Below are 12,581 nucleotides of genomic sequence, written 5' to 3' on the forward strand. Positions count from 1 at the left end.
CCTTACAGGACCGCCGCGAGTGCGAAGGTCAGGCCCAGCCCCATCACCGAAATGATGGTTTCGAGGAGCGACCACGTCTTGAAGGTCTGCACCACCGTCATGCCGAAATATTCCTTGATCAGCCAGAAGCCGCCGTCGTTCACGTGCGAGAAGATCAGCGAGCCCGAGCCGGTCGCGAGCACCATCAGTTCCGGCTTCACCTGCACCGCGCCTGCAGCCGCGATCGGCGCGACGATGCCGCAGGCGGTCGTCATCGCGACGGTGGCCGAGCCGGTCGCGAGACGCATCATCGCCGCGACGAGCCAGCCGAACAGCAGCGGCGACAGATGCACCGCGGTCGCCACGCTGGTGATTTCCTTCGAAATGCCGCTATCCATCAGTACGCGGCCAAAACCGCCGCCCGCACCGACGATCAGTGTAATACCCGCGATCGGCGCGAGACATTCTCCGCAGAACTTCTGAATCTGCTCGCGGTTAAAGCCGCGGCTCGCGCCGAAGGTCCAGAAGCTGACCAGCACGGCCGTCAGCAGCGCGACGTCGGTGTTGCCGAAGAAGCGCAGCAGATCGTTCGGCAGCGTCTTCGGCTCGAAAACCAGGTCGGCCCAGCTGCCGACCAGCATCAGGACCACCGGCAACAGGATCGTGACCAGCGTGATGCCGAAGCCCGGCAGTTCGCGCTTCGGTGCAGCGGTCTTCGCGGCGTTACCACTTTGCACGCCGTTGGCGTCCTTCACGTCGCTGCCCAGAAATTGCGCGGCAAGCGGATTTTCCTTCGGCAACTGGACATGACGGCTCACCAGCAACGCGAACAGCGGACCGGCGACGATCGCGCACGGCACGCCGACGATCAGACCGTAGGCGATCGTCTTGCCGATGTCCGCGTGATACGCCTGCACGGCGAGCAGTGCGGCCGGGTGCGGCGGAATCAGCCCGTGCACGACGGACAGACCCGCGACCATCGGCAGGCCGACCAGCAGCAGTGATTTGTTGGTGCGCTTGGCGACGTTGAACGCGATCGGAATCAGCAGCACGAAGCCGACTTCGAAGAACACCGGCAAGCCGACGATGATCGCGACCACCATCATCGCCCAGTGAATGTGTTTCTCACCGAACCAGTTGATCAGCGTGGTCGCGATGCGCTCGGCGCCGCCCGATTCGGCCATCATCTTGCCGAGCATCGTACCGAGACCGACGACGACGGCAATGTGCCCGAGCGTGTTGCCGTTCCCCGTTTCGAACGATTTGACGATGGTCTGCATCGGCATGCCGGCCACGAGGCCCAGCAGCAACGACACGATGATCAGAACGAGAAACGGATAGACCTTGAAGCGCGTGATCAGCAAGATCAGCAGCGCGATCGCGATCAATGCGTAGACCAGCAGCAAGCTGCCGTGGGCAGATTCCATGAAGCCCCTCCTTTGGTTTATTGACTTCAGAGTGCGGATGCGGCCGGCACTTCGTCTCACGGCAACCTGCGCGATGCCTGAAAACCCGGCTAGCCGCGCGGACGCTGAATTCTACTGTTTGTTTCCAGAAAGCGCGCGCAAATCCAGCACGCATATCAGGTAAAAAAAGAGTCTCGGCGCGACAGCCTGATGCGGCTGTATCGACGAGACTCCTGGGCCCGGTTCAGTTGACCGATGCGCTATTGGGTTGTGGAGCTTAGTGCGCGGGTGCCGCCAGTTGGCTCGCGGCGCGCGCGAGGCGCGTGAGCTCGTCCCAGTTCTGCGCGGCGAGCGCGGCCTTCGGCGTGAGCCACGAACCGCCGACACAGACCACGTTCGGCAGCGACAGGAAGTGCGGCGCGCTTTCCGGCGTGATGCCGCCGGTCGGGCAGAACTTCAGCGCCGGGAACGGGCCGTGGAACGCCTGCAGCATCGGCACGCCGCCCGCCTGCTGTGCGGGGAAGAACTTGACGATCTCGTAGCCGAGCTCGAGCGCGAGGATGATGTCCGACGGCGTCATCACGCCGGGCAACAGCGGCAGACCCACATCCTGCGCGGCCTTGTGCATGTCCTTGGTCAGACCCGGCGACACGCCGAACTGCGCGCCCGCCTTCTTCGCCTGGGCGCAATGCTCGGGCTTCGTGATCGTGCCGACACCGACCACGATGTCGTCCGCGAGTTCGCACGCACGCTCGATCGCGCCGAGGCCCGCCGGCGTGCGCAGCGTGATTTCGAGCACCTTCACGCCGCCCGCGTGCAACGCGCGCGACACGTGTTCGCCCTGTTCGACCGTGTCGAACGCGAGCACCGGAATCACCGGGCCGAGGCGCACGATATCGCTTACTGTTTTCGACGTCATAGTCAGACTCCTTGTTTCTGCAGCGCCGCGCCGGCTTGCGCGGTGCTCGTGTGATGGTGGTCGCTGGATTGATGGTCACCGTCGTGGCCGTGCTTGTGATGGCTGCCGTGGCCGTGCTGGCCATCGACCGTGCCGCCCTCGCCGACCAGCTTGCCGAACACCGACGCGCCCTGCTCCGCCGGCGCCGCCGCCGCACGGAACACGCCGAACAGCTCGCGGCCGAAGCCGACTTCGTTGTCCGCCTGATGCAGCGGCTCGGCGTTCGGACGCGCGGCCCACTCGGCTGCGTCGATCTCGATGTCGAGCACGCCCGCTTCGGCGTCGATCACCAGCATGTCGCCCGTGCGCACTTTGCCGATCGGGCCTTGCAGCAACGCTTCCGGCGACAGATGGATGACCGCCGGCACCTTGCCCGACGCGCCCGACATACGGCCATCGGTCACCAGCGCGACATGGAAACCCTGATCCTGCAGCACACCGAGCAGCGGCGTCAAACGATGCAACTCGGGCATGCCGTTGGCGCGTGCGCCCTGGAAGCGCACCACCGCGATGAAGTCGCGCTTGAGCTCGCCCTTGTCGAACGCTTCCTGCACCGCTTCCTGCGAATCGAACACGATTGCCGGCGCCTTCACCATGCGATGCTGCGCCGCGACCGCCGAAATCTTGATTACGCCGCGGCCGAGCTTGCCCTGCATCAGACGCAGGCCGCCGTCCGGCTGGAACGGCTCCTTGATGCCGCGCAGCACCGCTGTGTCCGCGCTCGCCTCGACACCTGCCACCCATTGCAGCTTGCCGTCGAGCAGCTTCGGCTCCTCGGTGTAGCGCTTCAGGCCCTTGCCCGCGACCGTGTTCACGTCTTCATGCAGCAGACCGCCTTCGAGCAGATTGCGCACGAGGAACGCGACGCCGCCCGCCGCGTGGAAGTGGTTCACGTCGGCCTTGCCGTTCGGATAGATCTTCGCAAGCAGCGGTACCGCCTGCGACAGCGTGTCGAAGTCGTCCCAGTCGATCACGATGCCGGCCGCGCGCGCGATTGCGACGAGGTGCAGCGTGTGATTGGTCGAACCGCCGGTCGCCAGCAGCGCGACGATGCCGTTGACGATCGCCTTCTCGTCGACCACATGGCCGATCGGCATGTAGTGGCCGCGCTCGACCGTCAGATCGAGCACGCGGCGCGCGGCCTGCGCGGTCAGCGCGTCGCGCAGCGGCGTGTGCGGATGCACGAAGGCCGAGCCCGGCAGATGCAGGCCCATCACTTCCATCAGCATCTGGTTACTGTTCGCGGTGCCGTAGAACGTGCAGGTGCCGTGGCTGTGATAGGCGGCCGCTTCCGCTTCGAGCAGCGCGTCGCGGCCGCACTGGCCGGTCGCGAACTGCTGACGCGTCCTGGCTTTGTCGTCGTTCGACAAGCCGCTTGCCATCGGGCCGGCCGGCACGAAGATGGTCGGCAAATGGCCGAACTGCAGCGCGCCGATCAGCAGGCCCGGCACGATCTTGTCGCAGATGCCGAGGCACAGCGCCGCGTCGAACATGTTGTGGGTGAGCGCGACGGCCGTGCTCATCGCGATCACTTCGCGCGAGAACAGCGACAGCTCCATGCCCGCGTTGCCCTGCGTGACGCCGTCGCACATCGCCGGCACGCCGCCCGCGAATTGCGCGACGCCGCCGTTTTCGCGCGCGGCCTGCTTGATGATGTCCGGGTAGTTTTTGTACGGCGCGTGCGCCGACAGCATCTCGTTGTACGACGACACGATGCCGATATTCGGCTCGCGAATCTGCTTGATCACGAGCTTGTCGTTGCCCTCGAGGCCGGCGAAACCGTGAGCGAGGTTCGCGCACGACAACGCGCCGCGCGCCGGAAAGCGCCCCTGCGCATGCTCGATGCGGGCCAGATACGCTTCGCGCGTGGGCTTGCTGCGCTCGATCACGCGTTGCGTGACCTTCAACAATTGCGAATGCGGGGAAACCATCGGAGCTCCTTCGTCGCTGGCGGCAGGCGCACGCATGACACCTGGCGGTATCGCGGGGTTGTGATATCGAACGACGTCATCTTAGTAGAAAAACTACATGATCGCAATGACGAACTCTGTTGCGGCGCCGCATGGCGCGGATCGTCAAGTCGCCCTACTGGCGGCGCCTTAGCGCTTTACAGGAGAAACCCAGGGAATACACTTACTCGCCGATATGTAGTTTTTGTACCCATCTTTTGTGCGCCAACGACCAATCGGATATAGTCCACACGTTCTTCAGCATAGTGCGAGTTTTCCGATGATGCTGTCCCAGGTGGAAGAGATGCGCGACCAGCTGCGCCCGTCCGAGCGCAAGCTGGCCGATTACGTGATCGAGGCGCCGCGCGAGGTGCTCGATCTGTCGATGACCGAGGTCGCCGCGCGCGCGGGCGTGAGTCAGCCGACGATCGCGCGCTTCTGCCACGCGCTCGGTTTCTCCGGCTTTCGCGAATTCAAGATCCGTCTCGCGCAGGGCATCGCCAGCGAAGTGCCCGCCGTCTATCGCGACGTGCGGCCCGACGAGCCGACGCCGGGCGTCGCCGCGAAGGTGCTCGACCGAACGATCGGCGCGCTGATTCAGGTGCGCAACAATCTGTCGTCGGATAGCGTCGCCGCGGCGATCGACATGCTCGCGCAAGCGAAGCGCATCGAGTTCTACGGGGCGGGCGGCTCAGGCATCGCCGCGCTCGACGTGCAGCACAAGTTCTTTCGGCTCGGCATGCCGAGCGTCGCGTATTCGGACCCGCATACGTTTCTGATGTCGGCCGCGCTGCTCGGACCTGGGGACGTGGTCGTCGCGATTTCCAATACGGGCCGCACGCGCGACATCATCGATGCCGCGAAGGCCGCGCTGCACGCGGGCGCGAAGGTGATCGCGATCACGCACGGCAACTCGCCGCTCGCGCGGCTCGCAACCGTGGGCCTCTTTGCGAACGTCGACGAAGACACCGACATCTTCTCCCCGATGACCTCGCGCGTGTCGCATCTGGCGATCGGCGACATTCTGGCGGTCGGCGTCGCGCTGAGCCGCGGGCCCGAACTGCTGGAGAAGCTCGCGCAAACGAAGGAAGTGATCCACCGGCGGCGGGTGGATTCGCAGGGGTGATCCGCTGCGATGTAACGCGGAACGACGGGGTAACGCAAAAGGGCGGTGTGCCATTCAGCCGGCATACCGCCCTTTGGTCTATTCCAGCGCCCTGCTTAACGCCGTCAGCCGCTCAGAACGGCTTGATCACTACCAGCGCGACCGCCGCGAGCATACCGAGCACCGGCAGCTCGTTGAACATCCGATACCACTTGTCCGAGTGGCGATTCTCGCCGCGCTCGAACCTGCGCAACAGCACGCCGCAATACGCGTGATAGATGACGAGGAGCACGACCACGCCGACCTTCGCGTGAATCCAGCCCTGCCCGCTGCCGATGCCGATCACGAGCCACAACCACAGGCCGCACGCGATCGCGGGCACGGCAATGAAGCTCATGAAGCGGAACAGCTTGCGCGCCATCAGCAGAAGACGCGCCGTCGCGGCGGGTTCCGTTTCCATCGCCAGATTGACGAAGATGCGCGGCAGATAGAACAGGCCGGCAAACCAGGAGGCAATCAATACGATGTGAAACGTCTTTACCCAAAGCATCGGCGGGGGTCCTTGTGGTCCTTGTTGTTGTGGCGCTTCGACTCGTGCTTTATTGACGGCCTTCGCCATGACCCAGCACGACGTATTTCAGCGACGTCAGCCCTTCGAGGCCGACCGGGCCGCGCGCGTGCAGCTTGTCGTTCGAAATGCCGATCTCGGCGCCGAGGCCGAACTCGAAGCCGTCCGCGAAACGCGTCGACGCGTTGACCATCACGCTCGCCGAATCGACTTCGCGCAGGAAGCGCATCGCGCGGTCGTGGTCTTCGGTGACGATCGCGTCGGTGTGCTGGGAGCTATACGTGTTGATGTGCTCGATCGCCGCGTCGATGCCGTCGACCACCTTGATCGCGAGCACCGGCGCGAGATATTCGGTGCGCCAGTCTTCCTCGGTCGCGTCGACGAGCGGACCGACGCCCGCATCGGCCAGCACCGCGCGCGCCGCCGCATCGACGCGCAGCTCGACATCCTTGCCGCGATACAGCTTGCCCAGCGGCGGCAGCACTTCGGCCGCAATGCCGCGCGCGACCAGCAGCGTCTCCATCGTGTTGCAGGTGCCGTAGCGGTGCGTCTTCGCGTTGTCGCAGACGTTGAGCGCCTTCGCCAGGTCCGCGCGATCGTCGACATAGACATGGCAGATGCCGTCGAGGTGCTTGATCATCGGCACGCGCGCTTCGTTCATCAAACGCTCGATCAGGCTCTTGCCGCCGCGCGGCACGATCACATCGACGTACTCGGTCATCGTGATGAGCTTGCCGACCGCCGCGCGGTCCGACGTCGCGACCACCTGCACCGCGTCCTGCGGCAGACCGGCCGCTTCGAGGCCCTCGCCGATCAGCTTCGCGAGCGCGGTATTGCATTCGAGCGCTTCCGAGCCGCCGCGCAAAATGGTCGCGTTGCCGGACTTCAGGCACAGCGCCGCCGCGTCGATCGTCACGTTCGGGCGCGATTCGTAGATGATGCCGATCACCCCGAGCGGCACACGCATCTGGCCGACCTGGATGCCGCTCGGCCGGTACTTCAGATTGCTGATCTCGCCGATCGGGTCGGCCAGCGCGGCGACCTGGCGCAGGCCTTCGACCATCGTTTTCAGCGCCTTGTCGGACAGCGTCAACCGGTCGATGAACGCGGCATCGTGGCCCTTGCCGCGGGCGCGTTCGAGGTCGCGCGCGTTGGCGGCCTTCAGCAGATCGGCATCGCGCTCGATCGCCTCGGCAACGGCCGCAAGCGCCGCATTCTTCGCGGCGGTCGACGCCCGCGCCATCGCACGCGAAGCCTGACGGGCGCGTTGCCCGAGGTCGGTCATGTACTGGTCGATATCCATGGTCATTCTCGTGATGCCCCGCACGTTGGCATGCGGTGGTCGGGCAGGATTAGCGAAAGATCAAACGATTGTAAGTCGGGTACCGGGGCTTTGCTCGCACGCGGGCGTGCGGGTGCACTGTGCTGTCGCAGGTTCGCCGATGCGTTTCGTTCGGCGCGTGGCACGCGAAACACGCTGGTCTGTATGTGTGGAACGACTGGCAGTTGGTACACGATTGCTCGCGTCAGCCACTGCTTCGACGCTCGCGCGAATCAGCCGTGCCGCTTCAGACTGGCCGCCGCGCCGGCGCCGCAGTCGGCACCCGAGGTCGCGACGGCGGCACTGGCGAAGCTGCCGACGGTTTCGGCGCCGCCACCGTCATCGCGAGTTCGAACAGGCCGTCCCACGGATCGGGCGGCGGATCGTTGCGATGATTACCCGGCGTGCCGCCCGACAGCCCCTTCACCTGCCGGTCGAGCCGCGCCGCCAGCGCGAGTGCCTTCTCGAGCGCCGCTTCGCTGACGCGCGACAGCGCAGGTCCGATCAGCCGTTCGCGCGGACCCCACACGCGGTTCTCGCGCGTGAGCATCGCGAGCGGCTTGCCGGCCGCGACGCCGCGCTTGATCCGCAGCAGCGTGCGCACTTCTTCGACGACCGCCCACAGCACGAGCACCGCGGCCTCGCCTTCACCGCGCAGCCCGTCGAGCATGCGCGCGAGACGGCCGACGTCGCCCGCGAGCATCGCCTCGTTGAGCTTGAACACGTCGTAGCGCGCGACGTTGAGCACCGCGTCCTGAACCTGATCGAAGCTCAGCGAGCCGTTCGGATACAGCAGCCCGAGCTTCTGGATTTCCTGATGCGCGGCGAGCAGATTGCCCTCGACGCGCTCGGCGATGAACGCGAGCGCACGCCGCCCCTCCTCGCCGGCTGCGACGCGCTGACCCTGGGCCGCGAGCCGCTGCCCGACCCAGTTCGGCAGCTGCGCGCGCTCGACCGGATCGATCTTCAGCGCGACGCCGGCGTCGGCGAGCGCGGTGAACCATGCCGACTTTTGCGTGGCCGCATCGAGGCGCGGCAGCGTAATCATCGTCAGCACGTCGTCGTTGACGGTGGATGCGAGCACCTTCAGCGCATCGGCGCCTTCCTTACCGGGTTTGCCCGACGGAATGCGCAACTCGACCAGTTGACGGTCGCCGAACAGCGACATCGACTGGCTCGCGCCGAGCAGCGAGCTCCAGTCGAAACCGCGCTCGACCGTGAACACCGAGCGGTCGGTGAAGCCGGCCGCGCGCGCCGCCGCGCGGATGCGATCGCACGCTTCCTGCGCGAGCAGATGCTCGTCGCCGTATACGACGTACAGTCCGGCGAGGCCGCGGGCGAGATGCGCTTCGAGCGCGTCAGGTCGCAGTTGCATGGCTGGCGGTTGACGGGATGAATGAGATTCGACGAATCACGAACGGCGCGATGCTCACAGCGGCGGCGGCGGCAGCGGTGCGCGCGGCACGATGGCCGGCACGGCCTCGGCCGGCGTCGGATGCAGCGAGCGCACCACGCCGAGACGGCGGACGAGCTGATCGACCGCGTCGTTTTCCATGTCGGCGAACAGGATGTCGGACTCGGCGGCCTTCGCCTGCGAGAACTGGTCGCTATAGGTCATCGCGCGGTTCAGCGCGATCACGCTGCCCGGAATCAACACGGTGCCGTCCTTGCCGGTCAGCGTGTAGGTCATCTGCAGATTCAGCTGATACTCGGCGACGACGCCCAGCGAATTCAGCGTCAGCGTGCTGACGTTGCGGTTCTGCGTGATCTGCAGCAGCGCATCGGCATTGGCGGGCGAGCTGACCACCACGGTGTCGCTGCCGCCCTGCACGATGCGCGTGAAGCGCGCCATGGCCGCGGGCGAGCCGCCCGCCACATAGAGGCGCTTGAACGCGAAGTCCTGCTGGCCGCGCAACTGGAAGCCGCAGGCCGACAACATCATTACGCTGCAAGCGAGCGTCAAAAACGATCTGCGAGTCACATTCGCTCCCGGTTCGCAGTGGATTCGCGGTGCCGAGGAACGCCGCCGGGCGGGCGGCGCTCCGTCTGCCGGATGAGGGCCTGGAACGTCAAACGACCACGTTCACGAGGCGGCCCGGCACCACGATGATCTTCTTAGGCGCCTTGCCTTCGCTGAACTTCACGACCATTGCGTGCTCGGCCGAGAGCTGCTCGATCGCTTCGCGAGACGCGTCCTTCGCGACCGTGATCGCGCCGCGCACCTTACCGTTCACCTGCAGCACGAGTTCGATCTCGGCCTGTTCGAGCGCCTTCTCGTCGACCTTCGGCCACGGCGCGTCGAGCAGTGGGCCGAATTCGTCGGCATAGCCGAGCTCCTGCCACAGCTGGAACGTCAGGTGCGGCACGACCGGGTACAGCACGCGCAGCATCACACCGTAGGTTTCACGCAGCACGGCGGTCTGCGCGCCCTTCGCGCCGTCGAGCGCGTTGAGCATCTTCATCGCGGCCGATACCACCGTGTTGTACTGAAGACGCTGATAGTCGAAATCGGCCTGCTTCAGCACGCTATAGATCTCACGACGCAGCGCCTTGTCGGTGTCGTTGAATCGTGCGGCGTCCAACTGGCCGCCCGCGCGCAGCGCGGCTTCGTTCGAATAGCCGAAGTTCCACACGCGACGCAGGAAGCGGCTCGCGCCTTCGACGCCCGAACCCGACCACTCGAGCTGCTGCTCGGGCGGCGCCGCGAACATCACGAACAGACGCGCGGTGTCCGCGCCGTGCTGATCGATCAGCATCTGCGGGTCGACGCCGTTGTTCTTCGACTTCGACATCTTCTCGACGCCGCCGAGCACGACCGGCTGGCCGTCAGCGTTCAGCACCGCGCCGACCGGGCGGCCCTTGTCGTCGAACGACACGGTCACTTCCGCCGGGTTGTACCAGGTCTTCTTGCCCGCTTCGTTTTCGCGGTAATAGGTTTCGTTGAGCACCATGCCCTGCGTGAGCAGGTTCTTCGCCGGTTCGCCGAACTTCACGAGACCGAGGTCGCGCATCACCTTCGCCCAGAAACGCGAGTACAGCAGGTGCAGGATCGCGTGTTCGATACCGCCGATGTATTGATCCATCGGCGCCCAGTAGTCGGTGCGCTCGTCGACCATCGTCTTCGCATCCGGCGACGCGTAGCGGTAGAAGTACCACGACGAATCGACGAAGGTGTCCATCGTGTCGGTTTCGCGCTTTGCCGCGCCGCCGCAGTTCGGGCACGTGCAGTTCAGGAACGCTTCGGACTTCGCGAGCGGATTGCCCGTGCCGTCCGGCACCAGGTCTTCCGGCAGCACGACCGGCAGGTCTTTTTCCGGCACCGGCACGTCGCCGCACTTCGGGCAGTGGATGATCGGGATCGGCGTGCCCCAGTAACGCTGGCGCGAGACGCCCCAGTCACGCAGACGCCACGTGATCTGCTTGTCGCCGAGGCCCAGTTCCTTGAGATCGGCGGCGATGCGGTCTACGGCTTCGTCGTAGGCGAGGCCGTCGTACTTGCCGCTGTTCACCAGCGTGCCGGTCTTCTCGCCGTACCACTCCGCCCACGCTTCGGTCGAGAATTCCTTGCCCTCGACCGCGACGACCTGCCTGACCGGCAGCCCGTACTTCTTCACGAACGCGAAGTCGCGCTCGTCGTGCGCCGGCACGCCCATCACCGCGCCTTCGCCGTAAGTCATCAGCACGTAGTTGCCGATCCACACCTCGACCTTCGCCTGCGTCAGCGGATGCGTGACGTAGAAGCCGGTGGCCATGCCTTTCTTTTCCATCGTCGCGACGTCGGCTTCGGCGACGCCACCGCGCTTGCATTCGTCGATGAACGGCTGCAGTTCCGGCTTGTCTTGCGCGAGACGCGTGGCGAGCGGATGCTCGGCGGCGATCGCGCAGAACGTGACGCCCATGATCGTGTCGGCGCGCGTCGTGAACACGCGCAGCAGCTTCTGTTCGCCGTCGATTTCATACGGGAAGCCGAAGTTCACGCCGAAGCTCTTGCCGATCCAGTTCTGCTGCATGATCTTCACGCGCTCGGGCCAGCCGAGGCCTTCGAGATCGTTCAGCAGTTCATCCGCGTACTGCGTGATGCGCATGTAGTACATCGGGATTTCGCGCTTTTCGACGAGCGCGCCCGAGCGCCAGCCGCGCCCGTCGATCACCTGCTCGTTCGCGAGCACGGTCTGGTCGACCGGGTCCCAGTTCACGGTGCCGGTTTTCTTGTACGCGATGCCCTTTTCGAGCATCTTCAGGAACAGCCACTGGTTCCACTTGTAGTAGTCAGGGCTGCAGGTCGCGACTTCGCGCGACCAGTCGATCGCGAGGCCCATCGACTGCATCTGCTTCTTCATGTAAGCGATGTTGTCGTAGGTCCACTGCGCGGGCGGCACGTTGTTGGCCATCGCGGCGTTCTCCGCCGGCATGCCGAAGGCATCCCAACCCATCGGCATCAGCACGTTGTAGCCGTTCATCCGCAGATAGCGGTACATCACGTCGTTGATCGTGTAGTTGCGCACGTGCCCCATATGCAGCTTGCCCGACGGATACGGCAGCATCGAGACGCAGTAGAACTTGGGCTTGTCGGTGGTTTCCGTCGTCTTGTAGGCGTCGATGGCGCGCCATTGCCCTTGCGCGGCGGCTTCGACGTCGGAGGGAACGTATTTTTCGTGCATGGTGTGATGGGATCGCCAGGTTCGGTGCTTTCGCACCGGCCCGGTGCTCTGCAGAATGTCGTTGCGTCGTTTCCCCTTCGGCGGGGAAAGGGCTGATTATACCGTTCGCGGACGGGTGCGCCGCGCGGCGTGGCGCGGGACTGGGTATGCCGGATTCGTGAACGCGGTGCGCACCCGGTGGCGCTCAGTGCTGCGCGGCGGGCGGCGGCGGGTCCGTCACGAAGCCGATCCGCTCGAGCCCCGCCTGCTGCGCGGCGCCCATCACCTGCGCAATCACTTCGTAGCGCGTCGAGCGCTCCGCGCGCAACTGGATGTCCGGCTGGTCCGCCTGCTTGCCGGCTTCGGCGAACTGCGCGCGCATCTGCGCGAGCGTGATCGGCTTGCCGTTCCAGTAGAGCTTGCCGGCGCCGTCGATCGAAAGGGAGATGGTTTGCGGGGTCTGGCGCACGGGCGCCGCCGCGACCTTCGGCAGATCGAGCCGGATCGCGTGCGAGAACAGCGGCGCGGTGATGATGAAAATCACCAGCAGCACCAGCATCACGTCGATCAGCGGCGTCATGTTGATCTCGGCCATCGGCGCGGCCGTCTGCTTCTTCTCGAGTCCGCCGAATGCCATGTCGCCTCCTTGCGTCTG

10 protein-coding genes are annotated in these 12,581 nt (G+C 65.4%); 1 reads left to right on the forward strand and 9 read right to left on the reverse strand.

Annotated features, from left to right (window positions below; translation table 11 throughout):
* Positions 1-2: 2 nt before the first annotated feature.
* From F6X37_RS00680 to edd, 3 genes are all read right to left on the reverse strand, one after another.
* The gene (locus F6X37_RS00680) at positions 3-1,406 is read right to left on the reverse strand and encodes a gluconate:H+ symporter (protein ID WP_090801835.1); all 1,404 of its coding nucleotides are present in this window, start codon (positions 1,404-1,406) and stop codon (positions 3-5) included.
* A 256-nt stretch (positions 1,407-1,662) separates the two neighbouring features.
* Positions 1,663-2,304 (reverse strand): bifunctional 4-hydroxy-2-oxoglutarate aldolase/2-dehydro-3-deoxy-phosphogluconate aldolase, encoded by a 642-nt coding sequence (gene eda, locus F6X37_RS00685; protein ID WP_090801837.1) that lies wholly within the window; start codon positions 2,302-2,304, stop codon positions 1,663-1,665.
* A gap of 2 nt (positions 2,305-2,306) precedes the next feature.
* Positions 2,307-4,274, reverse strand: coding sequence for a phosphogluconate dehydratase (gene edd, locus F6X37_RS00690; RefSeq protein WP_187609969.1), 1,968 nt, complete (start codon positions 4,272-4,274; stop codon positions 2,307-2,309).
* 298 nt (positions 4,275-4,572) lie between these two features.
* Here edd and F6X37_RS00695 point away from each other — a divergent pair, with 298 nt between their 5' ends.
* Positions 4,573-5,418 (forward strand): MurR/RpiR family transcriptional regulator, encoded by an 846-nt coding sequence (locus tag F6X37_RS00695; RefSeq protein ID WP_187609970.1) that lies wholly within the window; start codon positions 4,573-4,575, stop codon positions 5,416-5,418.
* 112 nt (positions 5,419-5,530) lie between these two features.
* Here F6X37_RS00695 and F6X37_RS00700 read toward each other — a convergent pair whose 3' ends face one another.
* From F6X37_RS00700 to F6X37_RS00725, 6 genes are all read right to left on the reverse strand, one after another.
* Complete coding sequence (locus tag F6X37_RS00700; protein WP_090801840.1) at positions 5,531-5,947, reverse strand: CopD family protein; 417 nt, start codon at positions 5,945-5,947, stop codon at positions 5,531-5,533.
* A 49-nt stretch (positions 5,948-5,996) separates the two neighbouring features.
* Entirely contained in the window at positions 5,997-7,268 is a 1,272-nt protein-coding gene (locus F6X37_RS00705) for a glutamate-5-semialdehyde dehydrogenase (protein ID WP_187609971.1), read from the reverse strand.
* A 265-nt stretch (positions 7,269-7,533) separates the two neighbouring features.
* Entirely contained in the window at positions 7,534-8,661 is a 1,128-nt protein-coding gene (holA, locus tag F6X37_RS00710; RefSeq protein ID WP_187609972.1) for a DNA polymerase III subunit delta, read from the reverse strand.
* Positions 8,662-8,715: 54 nt separating this feature from the next.
* Positions 8,716-9,267, reverse strand: a complete 552-nt coding sequence (gene lptE, locus F6X37_RS00715; protein WP_176078962.1) for an LPS assembly lipoprotein LptE — start codon at positions 9,265-9,267, stop codon at positions 8,716-8,718.
* Positions 9,268-9,355: 88 nt separating this feature from the next.
* Positions 9,356-11,947: a leucine--tRNA ligase gene (gene leuS / locus F6X37_RS00720; RefSeq protein WP_187609973.1), complete on the reverse strand. Its 2,592-nt coding sequence runs from the start codon at positions 11,945-11,947 to the stop codon at positions 9,356-9,358.
* A gap of 184 nt (positions 11,948-12,131) precedes the next feature.
* Positions 12,132-12,563: an ExbD/TolR family protein gene (locus F6X37_RS00725; RefSeq protein WP_187609974.1), complete on the reverse strand. Its 432-nt coding sequence runs from the start codon at positions 12,561-12,563 to the stop codon at positions 12,132-12,134.
* Between the last annotated feature and the right edge of the window lie 18 nt (positions 12,564-12,581).

It is taken from the genome of Paraburkholderia sp. 31.1, assembly GCF_014397645.1.
In the GTDB taxonomy this organism is placed as follows: Bacteria; Pseudomonadota; Gammaproteobacteria; order Burkholderiales; family Burkholderiaceae; genus Paraburkholderia; species Paraburkholderia tuberum.